Raw genomic sequence first — 20,241 nt, forward strand, 5'->3', positions numbered from 1 at the left:
TCACCTTATCTATTCATTTTCAAGTGCAATTAAGTTATGCACAATTCGCCGAAACCGTTGAATTTCACAACTGCGTCCAAAATGAACGCGATTTGTTACCAATATAATTGCTAATTGCTTCTCATCCGATATCCAAATTGAAGTGCCTGTGAAACCTGTATGTCCAAAACCATCCCTTAAGTATTGACCGGAAAATGAAGGTGCTGAATACAATTGCCACCCTAATCCACGCTGTTCCTCATGCTGCCTAGTAAAACTTTGTTTCGCTAATTGTTTAGTCTGCTCGCGAAAAATAGAATCGGTATCTTTCATAAAAGCTTGAGCAAACTTCGCCAAGTCTTCAGCAGTCGAAAACAATCCGGCGTGTCCGCTTACTCCGCCAAAATGCAGTGCATTTTCATCATGCACTTCACCCCACTGATGTTTGTTTAAATAAGTACGATATTCAGTTGCAGCGATTTTTCCCTGTAACTGGGCAGACGGATTAAATCCGGTATTGTGCATATGTAGCGGCTGAAAAATATTTTTACCGGCATAGTCCGCTAATGACATTCCTGTAACCTTTTCGATGAGCATTCCTAGTAAAATATAGTTCACATCACTATAGATCACCTGCTGCTCAACATTTTTCCGTTCTGTTTCCTGAGCTATTCGTTCAATGACATCCGCGTATGCGACTTCTTCTTTATAAAACTTGATTTCAGCCTGAAAGCCGCTCGTATGTGTTAATAAGTGACGAACCTTGACTTCTTCATGCATGAGCTTAAGTTCCGGAAAGTAGTAGCCGATCGAATCATCCAAATCAATCAAACCCTGCTCAAGCAACAATAAAACTGCGCTTGCCGTTGCCGTCACCTTCGTTAATGAAGCACAATCAAACATCGTCTGTTCCGTCATTGGGATTTCTGGTTCCGTATGGGCCACGCCGAATGCTTTGCAGTAAAGAATATCTTTTGCATTTGCTACAGCCAGTACTGCACCAGGCAGTTCTTTGTTTTGGATCGCTGTTTCAATAAACTCTTCTACTCGTGAAAAAGACATAATTCCCCTCCTATTTGATTGCCCCTTCTGTCATACCTTTTACGATATGGCGTTGGAAAATCGAATAGAAAATGATGACTGGAATAACAGCGATACATAGTCCGGCAAATAGTACGCCCCATGCACTATCATACTGTGCGTCTATTTTCAGTAAGTTCATCGCAACACCTAACGTATTTTTACTTTCTGTTTGCAGTAAGATTAACGCCATGAAAAATTCGTTCCAATAAGAAATGGCATTCAAAATGGTAACTGTTATAATTCCCGACTTGATGAGTGGTGTCACAATTTTAAATAGAATTCCATATGGACTCATACCATCGACGACCGCTGCTTCTTCCAGCTCTTTAGGAATATTTCCAATGAACCCGACGAGAATGAAAATCGTAAACGGTACATGTGAAATCGCATAAACAAGTGATAGTGCCCACAAGTTATCCAGTAAATTAAACTTCATTAATAAGAAAAATAGTGGGATCCAACCTAACACGGATGGAATCATCATTGACGCCAAATAAACATTGATCAGCACTTCACCAAATTTGGAACGCACACGCTCCAATGCGTAAGCTGTTGGAATCGATAATAGAAGTGTTAAAAAAGAACCAAGTACTGTAACAAAGAAACTGTTTAAAAATGCTCGCCCGATATTGTAGTCATTCCATGCGCGTTCAAAATTTGTAAAACTAAAATCAGTCGGCATAGACCATGGTGACGTGAAAATTTCTGCATTCGATTTAAACGCACCCATAAACATCCATATTAATGGGAAGATTACGATAAACGCCCATAGGATTAACGGGATACGTACTAATATTTGTGAAACTACTTTCATCTAAATCCCCCCGTTAATATTCGACTTTTTCTTTTTTCAAAATAAACTGTGACACAAGAACAGTAATGAGCGATACGACCAGGATGAGAACACCAATTGCTGCTCCATAGCCAAATTGGAAGTCTTCAAATGCGCGCTGGTATAAATAAGACCCCATTACTTCTGAAGCACTACCCGGTCCACCACCTGTCATTACTTGCACAAGTACAAACGAACCGTTAAGAGACGTAATAATAATATAAAGAATCGATGTTTTAATTTGCGGCCAAACGAGCGGAACCGTAATATGCCAAAATTGCTGCCATTCGGATGCGCCATCAATATCGGCAGCTTCATACAAACTTTTCGGTACATTCGAAATACCACCCATAATAAGAAGCATAAATAATCCAATCCCTGCCCAAATTGCCGGAATCGCTATACTAGGCAGCACCCATGTTTTATCCCCTAACCAAGGGCGGGCCCATTCTGTTAATCCGACCTGATTTAATAGGCTGTTTACAATCCCCATGTTCGGATCATAAATAAACTGCCATAAAATCCCGATCACTACTACGGACATAATATTCGGAAAGAAAAATACAATCCGGTAAAATGGCGCTTCTTTAATTTTCAACTGCGTTAATGCCACTGCAAAAAATAGAGCTAGTGTCATAATTCCAATGACTTTTACAAATACGAAGAAAAAGTCATTTACGATCGCCTTCACAATAATGGAGTCATTCCACAGACGAATATAGTTATCTAAGCCGACAAATGTTTTATTTGCACTTGTTCCGGACCAATCAAAAAATGAGTAATACAAACCGCCTAACATAGGATATACAGTAAAAATTAAAAAGAGCAGAAAAGTCGGCAGTAAACAAAATGCTAAAAACAAATATTTGCTTTTTGATGAAAATGTCATTGTCGTTACTCCTTTCTCTATTGATTAAATAAGGTTGCTAAAAAGCTTTTAGCAACCCCATTTCCATCCCCTAATTTTCTTAGCTTAGTTCCTCTGCTTTTTTCACCATCTTATCGACGAATTCTTCAGCAGTTATATCACCAAGTAAGATATCAATAATTAATAATTTAATTTCATTTGTAATTTCAACTGCAATTTTTTGCTGTTCAGCATCTGGTGTATAACGTTTATACGTATGAACAGCACCTGGATTATTGATCATTTCATTAATATTTTTCAAGAAATCCTGAACATTGGTATTTGAAGATAAATCAACGTCTTTCATGTTCATAATCGCACCTGTTGATTCAGCAAATGCCTGTGCATATTCTTCCGTAAAGATGAATTCTAAAAATGCTTTCGCAGCTTCCGGATTTTTCGCTTTTTCGGCAATTGCAATTGTACGAATATCCGGTACAAGCGCTAATGGCTGACCTGGATCATTCATCGGTGTTGGTGTAAAACCAAACTCAAAACTGTCCGGTGTATCATTTTTCATTTCGTTCGGTAACCAGAAACCTACTGGAATGTAAGCATTTTTATGCATTAAGAAGTTCATTTGTGATTGCGTATGATTGTAAGCTGCAAAACCGCTATCGATTACGCCTGCTTTTGCAATTTTCTCTACCTTCTTCAACACTTCAAGCGTTTCAGGTTTTTTCCAAGCTTCAATAACACCGTTGTTTAAATCATTTAATAACTCTTCACCGCCTGCTGCAGCAAATGCAGGATTCAATACGCCACGGTGGAAGTATTGTGTATGTTGACCTGTCGTTACAAATGGCGCAATTTTTGTATCGGCTTTAATTTTTTCCATAGAACTGATCCAGCTGTCAAAGTCAGTTGGTACTTCCCATCCGTTTTCTTCGAACCACTTCGTGTCATACCAAGTTCCCCAAGTATCGAATACTAATGGTAAACTATAGATTTTCCCGCCATCTACTTCTTCTGCTGGCGAAATAAAGCTATCTAATAATGGTGTACCATTTTCAAGTGTAATTCCTTTTGCAAATTCACTAATATCCATTAACTGACCTTCAGCGATCATTTGTGTTTCACTAGCTCCAGCACCATCGATGTATACGACATCAGGTGGTGTTTCGGAAATCCAGCGTGTGTTCATCTCTGTATTAATATTTGGACCTGCATGTTCTATAATTTCCAAATCCGGGTTCTGTTTTTGGAAGTCTCCTATAACTTGCTTCCACCATCCATCACCATATCCTCCAACAAAATATTGAATTTCCAGTGTGCCTGACAAACCATCCCCTGTATTTTCTCCAGAAGTATTATCCGATGGCGCTGTTGATTGTTCAGTAGTGCTGTTTCCTTCATTGTCACTGTTTGATTCCTCGTCATTCGAACACGCAACGAGCAATAACATTAAACTCATTAATGCTACTAAAAACCAAGTCTGCTTTCTGTTTTTGATAACAAACATACATTACACCCCTTCATTTTCATTATGTTAACTATATGAATATAGTCAGCACCGATATTAACGAGAGAAACCTTTAATTACCTCGAGTGTGCGATTCAGCGCAATAATCGAGTTATCATAGTTTAGTGTTGCTATTCCTGTATATAAAATATCAATTAATGTCAGTTGGGCGATACGTGATGCGGTTGCCGAACTACGAATATCCGCTTCATTAGAGACAACGTATAGAGCATAATCCGCCAAGCTCTTTATTGTATTTCGCTTATTTTGTGTCATTGTAATGATCGTTGCTTGATTTTCTTTTGCAACTGTAAGGGCGTTTATAATTTCCTTTGTTTCACCTGAGTACGAGATTGCGAATACAACATCCTCACTCGTCGCATGAGTTGCGGCAATAAGCTGACCATGACTATCAAAAATTGTTTCGCAGTTTTTATTGATCCGCTTCAATTTGTGCTCGAAATCCTGTGCAACGATTGCTGAAGCGCCGATGCCTATAAAGATAATCTTTCTTGCATCGTTAATTTTGTGGATGATTTTTTCAAATTCTCTTTCGCCATTAATCATGAGCGTTTTTTTGATTGCATCGATATTGTGCATTTGAATCGTCTGTATCATTTGGAGTATCGTTGAATCTTTTTCTAATTCAAAGTTGTGGTTGTGTGGAATTTCCAGAGTAGGCGCTGAAGCAATACTTAGTTTTAAATCTTTGAAACCGGAAAAGTTTAATGCCCGGCACATCCTCACAATGGTTGCTTCGCTTGTTTTAGCTTTTTCAGCCAGCACAGCAATCGGCATGCGAATGACATCGTCTAAATGATTTAAAATGTATAAAGCCACGTTCCTTTCAGCAGGTTTCAGCAACTCCATCCCCGATCTTATTCTTTCAATACTATTTTCCAAGTTTATAACCTACTCTCAGACAAAATGTTGTAAAACTTCCTTTTTCATGTAAAATATATGAAATTTAACTTCATAATAAAACCTATTTTGCTAGTCGTCAAGATTTTATTTAAATTTTCTGAAAATCAAAGGGGATAAATGTTTTATTTTATTGGTAAATTGACTATTGCTATAATATTGTAGAAATTCAATTATACGGTGGTGAATCTTTATGAAATACGCAATTTTGAGCGACTTACATTCGCATTATAAAAATACGAAAAAGGTATTAAACCATATACAACAAGTAGCGCCCAATGCAGAGATTATTGGATTAGGAGATTTGTTTGAATGTAAAATCGGCAAGAAAAAGGCTCAAACGGTTCGGCATGCACAGCTAAAGGATGCTGCGATCATTGATGAAAGGTTTATGAGCCTCTTAACATTCCCTTCAATTATCGGGAATCAGGAAGAACGTATTGCTTTAGTTACAGGGGATGAGCGATTTCTGCAATACGAAAATGCGCTTGTAATTGAGCATGCCACTTTAATTCATGGGCACCAATTTGAATGGGATGAAACATTCAATCCTACCTTCCCGAACATTGAAACGCCATTACTGTTTTTTGGACATAGTCATGAAGCAGCGATCTATAAAGATGGGCTACGTCATTCCGTCCCTTACGATATTCCATTGGCAGTCGGAAAAAATCAATATCAGATTAATGTCGGTCCTGTTGTAGATAATAAAGAATGGTGTTTATATGACAGCGAGGAAATGACAGTTACATTTATGCAAGCACAATAGGAAAAGGCTGTCCCAAATCAGGACAGCCTTTTTAATCTTTCAATATAACGGACTATAAAACATCCGGTAGCTCGGAATCCATGCCGAACTTTTGGCGGAAACCGCATTTTTTACATAGCTCTTCAATTGCTTCACGACGCGAAAAACCATCAACCAAGTTTTGCGCACGGTCTGTAGTAATAATGTCGCCGAACTTCTGATCATGGACATTCCCTAAATTAATGACACCCTCACCATCCAAACAGCAAGGTACAACAGAGCCGTCTACTAAAATAGCTGCATGTGTACGCAATGCATGACAGAATCCTTTACCTTCATCCGCTTTTTCAAGCAGGCTCGGCCAACGGAATTCATGGTCTTGGTTTAAATAAATATTTTTCGCGATTTTTACGCCTGAACCCATTTCTACGCGCTCTTGAATTTCATAGTCAAGCTCGTACTCTTTTTCAAGAATTTCAAGTGTTTCACGGTTTCTGCGGTTTGCCAGCTCAGAAACATTATTGCGCTGTAAATTCCATAAGCGGTAAGAAATAATGACATTATGCTTTCGTACATCCCGTACAAATTCCAAAATATCGCCTAAGTACTTTTCACGGTTTTCAGAACCTTCATGCCCATCAAAGCTATGAAGCGAAAAATTTATTTGTCTAAGTGCCGGTTTGCCCAGCAGCTTTTCACGGTTCTTTTTAATTAATGTCCCGTTTGTCGTAATATTTACTTTAAAGCCTTTTTCATGGGCAATATCGAGTAACTGCCCGATGCGCGGATGCAATAAAGGCTCCCCTTTTACGTGTAGGTATATATATTTTGTATAGCCGCTAATTTCATCTAAAATATGAGCAAATTGCTCTACCTTTATTAATCCTTTTGCTCGCTCTGTAGGTGGACAAAAGCTGCATGCTAAATTACATACACTTGTAATTTCGATATACACTTTCTTAAAAGTTTTCAACGCTCGTTCACCATTCCTTTTTTTGATCCTAAACAATACTTCTCATTGTAACAAATTTCTTATGTAAAAAGGAAGCTGTGTGTTTGTATACTTAAGATAATTCACTAAGCAACCCTTCTTATTTACGTACTTATTAGATACCGGTGATTTTTGGCGGGAACCGCATAGCAGCAGTAAAGGGATGCCGTAAACGTCCTACCTTTACTACTACTCATAGCAAACAAAAAACGCCTAGAAATTGAAAAATTCTAGGCAGTTCATATTTTATCCGCGGTATCTTACAGATAGGCCTTTTAGGAATTTACGGGCAAAGTTGTCGCCGCATTCTTTGTAGTTACGGTGACCCGGTTTACGCATAATGGCACCAAGCTCGCCTTTTGATACAGCAATGCCACCGTCATCAAGCACATCCAGCATCTCTTCTGTTGTCAGCTGGCACGCCACTTTCAGCTTTTTCAGCAACATGTTGTTCACATGGTCCGGTTTTTCCTGCACTGGCGCTGGCTGCCCTTCTTTTTTCGGCATCGGTCCACGTTTATAAGTAATTAATCCATTAAAGAACGCTTCTAAGTTTTTATGATTCACCTTCATCTGATCATAATCAGCAGGTGCTTCCTCATCTTTTTCCAAAGACTTCGTTAAAATTTTCGGCATATCCTCCGGTGAAACCGTAACGCCGCCTAATTTAAAAATTTCGATCATTTCTCTATTTTTCAAATCCAATGCATATCGTACACGGATTAAAATATCATTATTATCCATAATTGCCTCCATCATGTTTTGCTAACGCCTATTATACCAGACGAAAGAGCAGGTTTGTTAGCTGGACTCTTTAAGGACTTGTTTTTATAAAGGATAGGAAAAAGGCTCCTATTTTAATCATGAAAAAAAGCCTCGACAAAAAATCGAGGCTCGCGTATTTTAAATTGTCTGTTTTGGTCTCAACGTATGTTTCAGTACTTTGCCGGATGCATTACGTGGCAATTGATCGATAAAGTCGACTTCAAACGGAACTTTATACTTTGCAAGCTGTGTCATACAATAGTCCAGCACGTCCTGCTCTATTAAATGTTGGCCTTCTTTCAATACAACAAACGCCTTTGGAACTTCACCATACACTTCATGAGGGATTCCTACGACCGCAGCCTCTAGAATTTGAGGCATTTGGTAAAGTACCTCCTCCACTTCAATCGGGTAAATGTTTTCACCGCCGCGGATAATCATATCCTTTTTACGATCTACAATATACAAATAGCCTTCCTCATCAAAACGGCCTAAATCTCCTGTATACAGCCAGCCATCTTGAATCGACTTTGCAGTTTCTTCCGGTGCGCGCAAATATCCCTTCATCACCTGAGGACCTTTCACGCAAATTTCACCGACTTCTCCTAATGGCACAAGATCTCCATTTGCATCACGCAGCTGAATTTCAGTCCGCGCTAACGGTTTACCTACTGAACCGATCTTAAATAGTGCTGCATCATCGAGCAATGAACTCGCTGCAGGTGTATTTTCCGTTTGCCCGTACAAATTCTGTACTTTTACATTCGGGAATGTATCCTTCAGACGCTTAACAAGCTCATACGGCATCGGTGCCGCCCCATAGCAGAACAGTCGCAATTGACTAAAATCATAGGACTGCAGCTCAGGTTTGTTCAATAAAATTGAATACATCGCCGGTACACCAAAGAAAATAGTAGCCTTTGTTTCAACTAGATTTTTCAATGTCTGATCCGGTGAAAAAGCTTCTTCTATAAGAACTGATCCCCCTTTATAAATTGTCGGCACCGCAAATACATGGCTCCCTGCACAGTGGAACAAAGGTGTACAAATAAACATGCGGTCCTCATTCGTCATATTCATTGAGTCTGACCAGATTTGCGCTGTCTCCAAAATATTCCGGTGACTAAGCATAACCCCTTTTGGTTTTCCTGTCGTTCCGGATGTATACATCACAACGGACGTGTCTTCTAGCTCTAACTGCGGCAGTTCTGAAGAAACGCTACTTCCGTTAACAATTTCTTTAATTTTTGAAAGTGAAAGGATTTCCTGAAAACCATGTGTCGTAAGATCAATCGTCGCTTGCAGTTTTTCATCATATACTAAAATTTTTGCCTCTGAATGCTTAAAAATAAAATCCACTTCAGGAGGAGCCAGCTTTGTATTTACAGGCATTACGGTTAAGCCTGCGAGCTGCACACCATAATAAACTGCCATAAATAAATGGGAATTGAGCGCAAACTCTGCTACAATATCATCTTTTTGAAAACCTTTGTCGATCAGATAACCAGCAATTTTCCGCGAGTTACTCAAAAGCTCTTCATATGACCATACTTCATTTTCAAATTGAATAGCCGTTGCATTCGGTGTCTTCAGAGCTTGGTCAACTAATGCCTGTAAAACTGTCATTTAAAATCCCCCTTATTGTACAAATATCTTAATATTCTAAATTTTAACAATTTTAAGCTACTTAATGCAATATTTTCTGTTGTTTATTTTTAGTACCTATTTGAAAATTTTAAAATGTGCGAATGATAAAGGTTTATTTTGGATAAGCTAGTTGTCAAATAAAGCTAATTGATCCATTTTATTTGAACATAAAAACATTCAGAGTGGACAAATTAATGATGAAGATACAAAAGGAAAGCAATCATGCGCCTTTTACTTCACAATTGCTAAATCAAAGAGGAGGAAAAACTATGCCAGCTTTAGAGGTGAAATGTACTGTATCAGATTGCTTTTTCCATGCTAAGGGGAATTTTTGTGGGGCCGAAAAAATTGAAATCGATATGGAAAGTATAACCAACAAAAAAGAGCGGTCGGAATTTGCTTCTGACTTTGATTTGCAAGCCCCTAAACAAAAAGAAGCCAAGTCTTCTAGCGACACTTGCTGCAAAACCTTTATTTGTAAAAAAGATGCAGAAAAGCGTCACTAAGTAATTTTGAAGAAGCTGTCTAGAAAGTGTATACCACTTATTTAGACAGCTTCCTTTTTATTCACGATTTAATGCGGGCCGTTGCCACCTAACTGTCCATTGCCAGGCACTTCATTAACCTTGTAAGTACCACTGTCGACTTCCAGATTTTCCGTTAAAGGGCGAAGCGGCATTTCATCAGTCGTCTTTACTTCCTGTTCTTTGGCAAGCATAGCAAGTGTTTCATTATACGAAGGACCTGAAGCGGCATTCAAACGCTTGACTTCATTAACATCTGTTCCTGCTTGTGTGAAATTTTTTTCGCTCATTCATCCACCTCCTCAACTATTAGGATGTACGATGAATAATTGTTTATGTAACTATTAGTTAATCAGATCTACAATGTTTCCGGAACACGTACTTCTTTGTATAGCATAATTCCAATTAAACCGACTATAGAAAACAGAACCGGAATGATGAAGCCGTAAAAATAACCGGACTGAATATTTAATGAGCTTGCCTGAACATAGTCCAAAATTGCTCCTAAAAAAATCGGCAATAATACAGCACTTAAAAACCCTCCTGTATTGGCAAATCCCGATACAATGCCGGATTCTGTCATCGGGAACGACTGACGCACAGCAGCAAATGTCAATGCACTCGCCCCATATCCGAAACCAATCAAGAAGAAAAGAACGATGAGCCCAACTAAAGATGGATACCCTTGAAATAAAAGGAACATACACCAGCTGGAAAAAACAATCAATTGCACCGCAATATAAGGTTTTTTAATCGATTCATACATACTCGCAATCCAGCTTATAACTGGTGCTCCGATAATAGCTCCGACTAGACCAACCATAATTAACTGACTCGCCTGGGAACGGCTCATTTCGTAAAGATCCATTCCATATGGCACAGCCCATGAACTGATAAAGCCGACATATCCACCAACTACTCCAAAGTGGCATAAAAATAATGCCCATGCTTGCCGGCTTGAAAAAACCCTTTTCACGATGCCAGCTGTTTTTTCACGTTGAACGGGCTCCGTTACTACTGGCATAGTTTGAGGAAAAATCCTTTTTGCCTGTTTTATGAGTATCATATATAGCAGTATCCCGCACATGCTTACAAGAAGTCCTAACGAGAAAAATGCCCATCTCCATCCCAAAAGTCCAATCCAAGCCGAAAATGGAACAGTTGCCAATAAGAACCCTAAGCTGCCTGTCATCCCGGCGAAACCGACTAAACGGACAAATTCCTTCTTATAAAACCATTGGCCTAATATAAGCATCATATTGACCCAAATTGTCGCATCCCCTATTCCGGTAAAAATCCTTGAAATAAATAATACCGACTCATGCGTTCCAACACTGTAAATTATTGTCCCGACTCCGGTAAGGACCGCACCACAAATAAGAAAGAAATTAGGACCGAAGCGATCCGCCAAAATTCCCATTGGTATTTGCAGACTTGTATAGACAAAAAACTGCACCCCTGTTATTAAACCGATTGTCGTAGCAGTAATATTAAAGTCGTGCATCAGCTGATCCGTAATTAAACCGGGTGCTGTCCGCTGACTGGCCATCAATAAATACGTAAGCAATACCGAAACAAATACTATCCACCTGTACTTACTATTTTGTTTTTCCAATCATCACTACTCCCATAAAAGTTTTTCTTTAACCATTTGGATTTCATATTCATTTTATGAAATTACTCTACTCCTTATCTTTTGAGACCAACACTTTCATAAAGTTATATACCCTACATATAAATAACAGTATGCAGGGTTAGTTGCATGTTTTTATTCAACAAAAAAACGGTGAAGGAAGTGAAACTATTCTTCAAATTGGTCCAATGCCGGTTAGTACTGTTCGATTAGATTATGGACCGAATCAGTTGGTATATTATCCCCATGTTACTTACAAGTGGGATCATTCATGGGAAAATGAGATGAATGAGGCGATTAAGGAGCTAGTAAAAAAACAGATTGCACAGCAAGTTGGCGATATGCCGACAACTGTAGAAGAAATGCTGGGGCTATATGAAATAAAAAATAATCAGCGGCAAGTATTAAGCTTGAGCCTATCCAATTATACGTATCATGAAAAGGCCGCACACGGGATGACGACAATTGAATCACTGACATTTGATATAGAAAAAAAGAAGCTATGTACACTCAAGGATTTATTTAAACCTGGCGCCAATTATGTAAGAAGACTTTCTGCTCTTGTCGATATTCAAATCCAGGAGCGGGATCTGCCTACATTAGGTGATTTTCCGGGTATAAGTCCGGATCAGGATTTCTATATTGCCGATAAAACACTCGTTATTTATTTTCAGTTATATGAGATTACCCCTTATGTTGTTGGCCTGCCAATGTTTCCGATTTCCGTATTTGATTTGGCAGATATTATCGACGAATCTGGTCCGCTTGGCAGATTGGCGACTAACGGTTGATGTTAAGTGAAAATGTACTATATTTTTAAGTTCAAAATATAGTACATTCCTTTTCAGACTTGTTGTGAGGTCCTGCGCAAAAAATTTTAGATGTCCCTTTCCAATATTAAATAATGAAAAGCGCTACAATCGTCGTCACGATTAAACCGATGATTACCGGAACAAGATTTCTTCTAGCAAGTTCGAACGGGCTAACATTACAAATGGCTGCCGCAGGAATAAGCGCCCATGGAACAAGAGTCCCGCCACCTACCCAAATGGCCGCAATTTGGCCAAGCGCAGTCAATGTAGCTGTCCCTTCTCCAATTGCAGTTCCAAATAAATTACCTAGTGATCCGACTAAAGAAATCCCTGAGAATCCTGAGCCGTCCAGCCCTGTAATTGCCCCGACACCAGTCAATGTCACGACTGCAATTTCCGTTGTTAGCGGTACAAGCGCCGCCAGTCCCATCCCAAGGTCATTCACAATACCGTGTGAAGTTTCAGGCAGATGATTACCAAGAATCGTAAGGAAACCTGCATCCCCTAAATAGAAAAATGCTGCAATCGGGATAACCGGTCCGAAAACTTTAAAACCAAACTGGAATCCTTTAATAAAGTAGCTTGTCGTTTCGTCGAGCCCTTTCTTTTTATAAGCAATAACACATAGAATCAGCAGGATAAATACAGAAGTGCCTCCTACTAAAGCTGTTGCGTCGCCCCCTTGAAGGTCAAAAATAGCCATTGCTACAACATCCAGTACAAATGCAACCGGAATTAAAAGAGCGAAGAATTTTTTCTGAGTCATCGATAGAAGATTTTCCGATTGTTCCAGCTCTTGCTCCGTACTATTATCATACGTTCCTACTAAAGGGATAGTGCCTCGCTTCATATCACGTTTCAAAAAGTAAAATGCTACTGCTGTCGTCACAACCCCCATCGTAATGACAAGAGGTATACTTGCCGATATGACATCTCCTACAGGAAGTCCGGCAGCATCAGCCGTTAACTTCGGTGCACCTTGAATAATAAAATCACTGGATAAAGCAATCCCGTGACCGAATAAGTTCATTGCCATCGCCACACCTAATGCCGGCAGTCCCGCCCTTATCGCTACAGGTAATAAAACCGCTCCGAGCAGCGCTACTGCAGGTGATGGCCAGAAAAACCAGGAAATGATCATCATTAATATCCCGATTGTCCAAAACCCTAGTGTCGGGTTTTTAATAATCTTTGTGAAAGGGGCGATCATTACTTCATTGATCCCCGTTTTAGTAAGTACCCGGCTCATCGCAACGATAATTGAAATAATTAAAATAGTAGATAAAAGTTCGGTTATCGCATAAATAAAGCTATTAAAAACCCCGCCAATTGAAGAAACAAAATCCCCTGTCGCGACGAAAGCAATAACGAAAATCCCCACAATACTAATCAATGTTGTATCCAGCCGTCTTACCATAAAGATAATGATCAGCATGATGAAAACAACATAGATCCAGTGGAGAGCTGTTATTTCAATCCCCATACTCTACCTCTTTTCCTTTTTTACTTAGCATATGGAGAGAAAAGAAAGGTTGTGAGCGCCTAGTAACAATATATATTTTTTGGGTTATCAAGTTATTCGCCTAGATTCTCTAAATCATAGCCCAATGTTAGTAAAGAATTCATAAAAATAACTTCATTGATTATTTGTGTTTATTTATGGGCGTGAAAGAGACATATTACATATAAACGATGAAAATAGAGGTGTGCTTATGGCGATTTGCCCGTTATGCAATGCATTAGAAAAAGTCAGTATAGGCTGTCCGACATGTAACAATCCGCTGCAAGATGGAGGAAAGGTAGCCGATTATTCAGATCCGTACGGACATTATAATGATGAAGATACCGTTAAGCTTTTTGATGGCTATCCAAATACCGCCAAAGAGGAGATTTGTCCACATTTACTCGTTTGCAAAGAATGCGACTTCGAGAAGGTCCTGTTTATACAGGAACACTAAAAAACATGTCCGAAATAAAGTTTCGGACATGTACTAACTAAACTATTAAATAATCACATCATTGCAATGCCTTCTCCCGTCCCCGGAACACAGATGTTCCACCACCTATTAACAAAAACCTTTTAACCCACAAACTATAATTTCCTCAAAAAGTAAATCATCTGTTCACTTTGTTCCTTAATTAATAAACCCATTTTCTTTTCACCGACATATACTGTTATGACGACAGATTTAACGATCGTTTCAGTTTGCTAAACTTTCAAATCCTACATTGGATTTATCAATAAAAGAAAGGAGAGAACGAATGATTGTCGACGGGGTTTTTTCAGGCGGCGGAATTAAAGGTTTTGCCTATGTCGGTGCCATTCAGGCGCTTGAGGAAAAAGGGGTCAAATTCGAACGTGTAGCCGGTACAAGTGCTGGTGCCATATTAGCCACTTTTATCGCGGCAGGCTTTAACACGAAAGAACTTGAGGAGATTTTTGATGAGCTGAATTTAAAAGTTTTACTCGATCCTCCTAAATTCATCATCGAACTTCCATTTTTAAAATGGCTTAATTTATATAAAAGGATGGGATTGTATCGCGGAAAATCCCTGGAAAACTGGTTTCTCGAAAAGCTGGCGACAAAAGGCATCTACACATTCGGAGACTTACCAAAAGGGAGTTTAAAACTGGTAGCTTCCGATTTAACGAACGGCAAGATTTTAGTGCTCCCCGAAGATTTACATCAATACGATATTGATCCAAACAGTTTCCCGGTCTCCCGTGCATTACGGATGAGCTGCGGTCTTCCCTTCTTCTTTGAACCTGTCTACTTAAAAAATGGGAAAAGAGAGTCTGTTATTGTAGATGGCGGCGTTTTAAGTAATTTTCCAATGTGGATTTACGATAATGGAAATAAGGAGCGGCCTGTTCTCGGCATGAAACTTAGTAGTTCAAGCGAGGATATGAAGCCGCATGATATTAATAATGGGATTCAACTTTTTGAAGCATTATTCTCTACGATGCAAACTGCACATGATAATCGTTATATTTCCCGTAGACATGAGAAAGATATTATCTTTATACCGGTTGAAGAATATAGTGCAACCCAATTCGATTTAGATGAGGCGACTAAAAATAAATTAATGAGTATCGGAAAAGAACGGACAGCACAATTTTTAAAAACCTGGTCTCCAGTTTGGTAAAAATCTTCAATAAAAAACCGGATGATTTTTTGTTATGAATCACCCAGTAATTGAAGTATCCACTTTTTTATATCAACTAAACGATCAGATTCAGGTAATACACTTGTCCCAGTTACGATAATCGGAACAGTCGAATCTACTTTGTGAAGTGAGCCATGAGCTCCACCACCCGCATGATTATGGCTATGCTTTTCAATAAACTCATAAGAAGGTTTAGCATCCACGATAATAAAACGCCCTTCCTGTGAATGAAGCGCTCCATGAAGCCTTGCAAGTGCATCCGGGTAATCCTGATAAACAATATGTTGTTCTTTCGATATATTTAAATCCAGAATTGAGATATCTCCTGCAACTTGCCATGACTGATTATAATCATCTACGTACTTACCTTTTGGTGAAAATTCCAACTTTCCATCACTATGTGGACTAACAACATAGTTTGTTTGTCCATTTTTCCATGCGATAAAACCAATTCGCTCATCCTCTTTTAAAATATTCACGATTTCGGATAGCTCAACTTGCTCATCGATTGCATAAATATAAGCCATACGCTCGTTAACGGCAATTGCAAGTTGGGCATTCGGATTTTTTCTCTCCCAAAAAGTATAATCTTCCAATGCTTGATTCAAGTCAATCAGTGATGTATTTTTATCATCTAGTATGTAAGACTGACCACTATCGCCCAATACAATCCACGTTACATCCTGAATAGCATCTTCCCATGAAGGAAAGCTATTTAAAATGTGTTGTACAGCCTGATCCACTTTTTTTATACCCTTTATATAATCTGGACCATATTTGTGTATGGGAGCATCCGCATCGGGTAAATAAGCGAGCGTAAAAGACGGCAACTTCTTTTGTTGAATTAAATATCTCAATTCATTTGCCGTAAACTCATTATTGACACCTAGACGCTGCCATATAAAATTATGGTGATTATTTTCTGTACTGTATTGCGCTAATGTTCCAAGCGAAAAAACCGTGGGGCCATTGATATGAATCTCCTTAGGTAAAAGATCCGCCATAGTAATGAGTCCCGGGACATTAAGGCGATGCTGAAAATTCCCCCGATATAACAGACCATTTATCGAAGCGGAAGAAAGGTTCCTCTTTGTCAATTCTTCGTGTAGTGTTTTCACATCTTTACTTAAATGGCTGTCATTTAGGTGGACAACGCTATCAAGTGCCACATTTTTAATACCATTATGCCATATTTCACTAATTCCGCTTCCATAACTAATTATGCGATTCTCTCCTTCTTTAAACCAAATCAATCCCGGTACTTTATGCTGATTTGGGTATGTACCGGTTAATAGTGTACTATCAATCGTGACGGACATCGTCGGATAGGAGCTAATCATTTCCTGATGAAGCTGTCCATTTTTCATTAAATAGGCTAAAGCTGGTGCATCACCTTCTTTAATCACTTTTTGCAATTGTTCATTCATCAGTGAATCTATGACAATGAATACTACAGGCTTTTTCGTGTTATTCATTATTCGACCTTCCAGTTTTTTTAGTGGGGAAATTGAAAGCGCTAATAAGAAACTAGCACAGATAACAACAATTAAAATCATCGCAACTATTACTTTTCGTTTCATCGTGTCACCTGCAACTTAAATATTTATTATCAGTATGGTTGAATTGAAATAATATATGTAGAAGCATTCATGCGCCACAAAAAAAGATGAAATCGTTACTCACGATTCCACCTTCTATATACTACTTATTCATTACTTTAAATATTTCAGGAACTGAATTTAAATCGATATCCCACAGAACTGGAATCAGGAAGTAAATGGATAGGGTTATAAAAACTACACCGAATATATTCAATGCAAACCCAGCCTTCATCATATCTTTAATCTTAATATAACCTGATCCAAATACTGCAGCATTTGGCGGTGTTGCTACCGGAAGCATGAAGGCACATGATGCAGCTACACTAGCAGCAATCATCAATGCATATGGATGAACGCCTAATGCTACAGCAAGTGCTGCCATAATCGGATACATCATAGAAGCTGTTGCAGTGTTCGAAGTTATCTCCGTTAAACCTAGAACAAGAGCTGCTACCAGGAAGATTAATACGATAACGCTTACACCTTCAAGCCCCATAAGTTGTGTACCAATCCACTCAGATAAGCCAGTGCCTACGAAACCTGAAGCAATGGCAAGACCTCCTCCGAATAGAAGCAGTATGCCCCACGGTAATTTTACTGCTGTCGGCCAATCCATTAAGCGCTCACCTTTACGATTAACAGAAGGAATCGCAAATAACACAATCGCGAAAATTATGGCAATCATACCATCTGTTAATCCATCAACAAATTTACTAAGTAAAAATGTGCGGGTAATCCAAGAAAACGCCGCTAATGCAAACACAACGAATACAATTTTCTCTTCGATTGATGCTGCTCCAAGATCTCTTTTCTGTTTATCAATAACTGCGCTTCCACCCGGCAATGTTTTTAATTTTGACGGGAACGCGATCTTAACAAGGTAAATCCATGTAACAAAAATAAAAATCCATGCAAATGGTACACCGAATAACATCCATCCAGCAAATGACAGTTCAATGCCGTACATTTTATTAATTGCACCCGCAAGCAATGTATTTGGCGGTGTACCAATTAAAGTGGCGATCCCCCCAATTGACGCAGAGTATGCAATCCCTAGCATCAATGCTTTACCAAAAGCAAACCGGTGCGGAGATGTATCAATCGAAGGATCATTTTTTAATCCATCCGCCACTTGATTGATGATGGCAAGTCCAATAGGAATCATCATCATCGCAGTAGCGGTATTGGAAATCCACATCGATAAAAATCCTGTCGAAATCATAAATCCAAGAACAATTCGGTCCATATTTGTACCGACCATTGAAATAATCGAAATAGCAATTCGTCTATGTAAGTTCCATTTTTCCATTGCAAGAGCGATGATAAAACCTCCCATAAACAGGAAGATTGTTTCATCCCCGTATGAAGATGCTGTTACTTTCATGTCTAGGCTATTTGTTAACGGAAACAATACGAGCGGCAATAAAGATGTTGCCGGAATCGGTATCGCTTCGGTAATCCACCATGTTGCAATCCAAATTGTACTCGCCAATACGCCTCTTGCTTCTGTTGAGAGACCTTCTGGCTGAAAGAAAAGCAAAGTTAAAATAAAGAGTAGCGGGCCTAAAAACAGACCAACCATCTGAGCTGTTGTATAACTGCGTGGCGTATACCCACCACCATTACCTGAGTTCTCATTTTGGTGATTACCGGTAACTCCCTTTGATACGACCTTTGAAGAATTTGGTTTTATGAAAAAAGTAAACATGTCTTTTACTTGATCATGCATTTCCCATAACCGATTCCAAGTTGTTGAAAACAATACGTTACCCCCTAATTTCTACTTGTAAATAATATAAATCCATTTTTTGTGATGCTATTGCGCTATACTCTTTTACATTTTTACTTAGGTTAAGAAAAAAAGCAATAGTATTCCAAATATTTAGATTCCATAATAGAAATGAATTTATAGAATAAAATATACATTACCTACCATATTACCTGCATATATATAGTATTTTTATTCATCAAATATTGTTATATAACAAATTAATATTATTTTAAAAAAATAATTCCGTACAATAAAATCAAACAAAAAACTTTTATTAAATTTAATTGTTTTTTGATTTAGAAATCGCCTTAGTAACAAAAAAGCATGATTCCATTTATCGGAACCATGCCATTTTTTATTCTTTATTTAATTCAAAACTATTTAGCAACGCACGCACTTCGTCTGTAGACTTTGTATTCATTAACTGGTTTCTCAGTTCGCCGGCACCTCGGAACCCTTTAACATAAATCTTGAAAAAGCGGTGAAGTCCTGACATTGAACGAGGAAGTTCTTCGGCATACTTGTCCTGCAGATCAAGCTGTAGCTTCAGAAGATCCAGATACTCCTCAGGACTGTGCTCCTTTGGCTCTTTTTCAAAAGCAAATGGGTTTTTGAAAATACCGCGTCCAATCATCACTCCATCAATCCCGTACTTTTCCGCAAGTTCCAAACCAACTTGTCGGTCCGGAATATCACCGTTAATTGTTAATAATGTATTTGGTGCAATCTCATCACGCAACGCTTTAATTTCCGGGATAAGTTCCCAATGTGCATCAACAGCACTCATTTCTTTACGTGTACGTAAATGGATGGAAAGATTTGCAATATCCTGTTTCAAAATATGCGTAAGCCATTCTTTCCACTCATCGATTTCTTTATAGCCAAGTCGTGTTTTCACGCTTACCGGCAAACCGCCTGCTTTAGCAGCTTCGATTAGTTCTGCTGCCACATCCGGACGTAAAATCAGACCGCTGCCTTTTCCGCGTCCCGCAACATTCGGTACCGGGCACCCCATGTTAATATCGATTCCCTTAAAGCCCAATTCCGCCATCCCGATGCTCATCTTGCGGAAATTCTCAGGATTATCTCCCCAAATATGGGCTACAAGCGGCTGTTCATCTTCTGTAAATGCTAAGCGGCCACGGACGCTTTTGATCCCATCAGGATGACAGTAGCTTTCCGAGTTAGTAAATTCCGTAAAGAATACATCCGGTCTTCCTGCTTCGGCAACTACATGACGAAATACTAAATCTGTTACATCTTCCATCGGCGCGAGCACAAAAAAAGGTTTTGGTAGCTCCTGCCAAAAATTCTCTTTCATATGTTAAGTTCAATTCCTCTCATTACAAACAATCAACTTTATTTCTTTTAAATTTCCTCTAACAATATTAGCGTAA

The 20,241-nt window shown here is 38.8% G+C and carries 19 protein-coding genes; 5 read left to right on the forward strand and 14 right to left on the reverse strand.

What is annotated here, in order from left to right; genetic code table 11:
• Positions 1-9: 9 nt before the first annotated feature.
• From MKY51_RS15455 to MKY51_RS15475, 5 genes are all read right to left on the reverse strand, one after another.
• A complete protein-coding gene (locus tag MKY51_RS15455) occupies positions 10-1,041 on the reverse strand; it encodes a serine hydrolase domain-containing protein (protein ID WP_339173687.1) in 1,032 nt (343 codons plus the stop codon).
• A gap of 10 nt (positions 1,042-1,051) precedes the next feature.
• Positions 1,052-1,876: a carbohydrate ABC transporter permease gene (locus MKY51_RS15460; RefSeq protein ID WP_339173688.1), complete on the reverse strand. Its 825-nt coding sequence runs from the start codon at positions 1,874-1,876 to the stop codon at positions 1,052-1,054.
• A 13-nt stretch (positions 1,877-1,889) separates the two neighbouring features.
• Positions 1,890-2,783, reverse strand: a complete 894-nt coding sequence (locus MKY51_RS15465; RefSeq protein WP_339173689.1) for a sugar ABC transporter permease — start codon at positions 2,781-2,783, stop codon at positions 1,890-1,892.
• Positions 2,784-2,862: 79 nt separating this feature from the next.
• On the reverse strand, positions 2,863-4,263 hold the full coding sequence (locus MKY51_RS15470; RefSeq protein WP_339173690.1) for an extracellular solute-binding protein: 1,401 nt from the start codon (positions 4,261-4,263) through the stop codon (positions 2,863-2,865).
• A gap of 57 nt (positions 4,264-4,320) precedes the next feature.
• A complete protein-coding gene (locus MKY51_RS15475; RefSeq protein WP_339173691.1) occupies positions 4,321-5,166 on the reverse strand; it encodes a MurR/RpiR family transcriptional regulator in 846 nt (281 codons plus the stop codon).
• 211 nt (positions 5,167-5,377) lie between these two features.
• Here MKY51_RS15475 and MKY51_RS15480 point away from each other — a divergent pair, with 211 nt between their 5' ends.
• A complete protein-coding gene (locus MKY51_RS15480) occupies positions 5,378-5,953 on the forward strand; it encodes a metallophosphoesterase family protein (protein ID WP_339173692.1) in 576 nt (191 codons plus the stop codon).
• 52 nt (positions 5,954-6,005) lie between these two features.
• Here the strand turns inward: MKY51_RS15480 and MKY51_RS15485 are convergent, their stop codons facing one another.
• The 3 genes from MKY51_RS15485 to MKY51_RS15495 form a co-directional block, all read right to left on the reverse strand.
• Positions 6,006-6,905 (reverse strand): radical SAM/SPASM domain-containing protein, encoded by a 900-nt coding sequence (locus MKY51_RS15485; RefSeq protein WP_079523669.1) that lies wholly within the window; start codon positions 6,903-6,905, stop codon positions 6,006-6,008.
• A gap of 264 nt (positions 6,906-7,169) precedes the next feature.
• Complete coding sequence (locus MKY51_RS15490; protein ID WP_339173694.1) at positions 7,170-7,667, reverse strand: DUF1456 family protein; 498 nt, start codon at positions 7,665-7,667, stop codon at positions 7,170-7,172.
• Between the two features lie 159 nt (positions 7,668-7,826).
• Positions 7,827-9,314 (reverse strand): long-chain fatty acid--CoA ligase, encoded by a 1,488-nt coding sequence (locus tag MKY51_RS15495; RefSeq protein ID WP_339173696.1) that lies wholly within the window; start codon positions 9,312-9,314, stop codon positions 7,827-7,829.
• Positions 9,315-9,529: 215 nt separating this feature from the next.
• Here MKY51_RS15495 and MKY51_RS15500 point away from each other — a divergent pair, with 215 nt between their 5' ends.
• Positions 9,530-9,841, forward strand: a complete 312-nt coding sequence (locus MKY51_RS15500) for a DUF1540 domain-containing protein (protein WP_339173698.1) — start codon at positions 9,530-9,532, stop codon at positions 9,839-9,841.
• Between the two features lie 68 nt (positions 9,842-9,909).
• Here MKY51_RS15500 and MKY51_RS15505 read toward each other — a convergent pair whose 3' ends face one another.
• Entirely contained in the window at positions 9,910-10,149 is a 240-nt protein-coding gene (locus MKY51_RS15505) for a hypothetical protein (protein ID WP_339176681.1), read from the reverse strand.
• A gap of 68 nt (positions 10,150-10,217) precedes the next feature.
• Positions 10,218-11,474: an MFS transporter gene (locus MKY51_RS15510; protein WP_339173700.1), complete on the reverse strand. Its 1,257-nt coding sequence runs from the start codon at positions 11,472-11,474 to the stop codon at positions 10,218-10,220.
• Positions 11,475-11,722: 248 nt separating this feature from the next.
• Between MKY51_RS15510 and MKY51_RS15515 the strand changes: the two genes are divergently transcribed.
• A complete protein-coding gene (locus MKY51_RS15515) occupies positions 11,723-12,283 on the forward strand; it encodes a DUF3298 and DUF4163 domain-containing protein (protein ID WP_079523782.1) in 561 nt (186 codons plus the stop codon).
• A 106-nt stretch (positions 12,284-12,389) separates the two neighbouring features.
• On the opposite strand, the gene MKY51_RS15520 is transcribed toward MKY51_RS15515, so the two are convergent.
• On the reverse strand, positions 12,390-13,787 hold the full coding sequence (locus MKY51_RS15520) for a hypothetical protein (RefSeq protein ID WP_339173701.1): 1,398 nt from the start codon (positions 13,785-13,787) through the stop codon (positions 12,390-12,392).
• Positions 13,788-14,016: 229 nt separating this feature from the next.
• Between MKY51_RS15520 and MKY51_RS15525 the strand changes: the two genes are divergently transcribed.
• Both MKY51_RS15525 and MKY51_RS15530 read left to right on the forward strand, forming a co-directional pair.
• Positions 14,017-14,262 carry a hypothetical protein gene (locus MKY51_RS15525; protein ID WP_339173703.1) on the forward strand — a complete coding sequence of 82 codons (246 nt, stop codon included), beginning with the start codon at positions 14,017-14,019 and terminating at the stop codon, positions 14,260-14,262.
• A 304-nt stretch (positions 14,263-14,566) separates the two neighbouring features.
• Entirely contained in the window at positions 14,567-15,451 is an 885-nt protein-coding gene (locus MKY51_RS15530; protein WP_339173706.1) for a patatin-like phospholipase family protein, read from the forward strand.
• A gap of 32 nt (positions 15,452-15,483) precedes the next feature.
• Here MKY51_RS15530 and MKY51_RS15535 read toward each other — a convergent pair whose 3' ends face one another.
• The 3 genes from MKY51_RS15535 to MKY51_RS15545 form a co-directional block, all read right to left on the reverse strand.
• A complete protein-coding gene (locus MKY51_RS15535) occupies positions 15,484-17,052 on the reverse strand; it encodes an alkaline phosphatase family protein (RefSeq protein ID WP_339173708.1) in 1,569 nt (522 codons plus the stop codon).
• A gap of 121 nt (positions 17,053-17,173) precedes the next feature.
• Positions 17,174-18,835, reverse strand: a complete 1,662-nt coding sequence (locus tag MKY51_RS15540) for a DASS family sodium-coupled anion symporter (RefSeq protein ID WP_339173710.1) — start codon at positions 18,833-18,835, stop codon at positions 17,174-17,176.
• Positions 18,836-19,199: 364 nt separating this feature from the next.
• The gene (locus tag MKY51_RS15545) at positions 19,200-20,165 is read right to left on the reverse strand and encodes a tRNA-dihydrouridine synthase (protein ID WP_339173712.1); all 966 of its coding nucleotides are present in this window, start codon (positions 20,163-20,165) and stop codon (positions 19,200-19,202) included.
• Between the last annotated feature and the right edge of the window lie 76 nt (positions 20,166-20,241).

This window comes from Solibacillus sp. FSL R5-0691 (assembly GCF_037974225.1).
GTDB lineage: Bacteria > Bacillota > Bacilli > Bacillales_A > Planococcaceae > Solibacillus.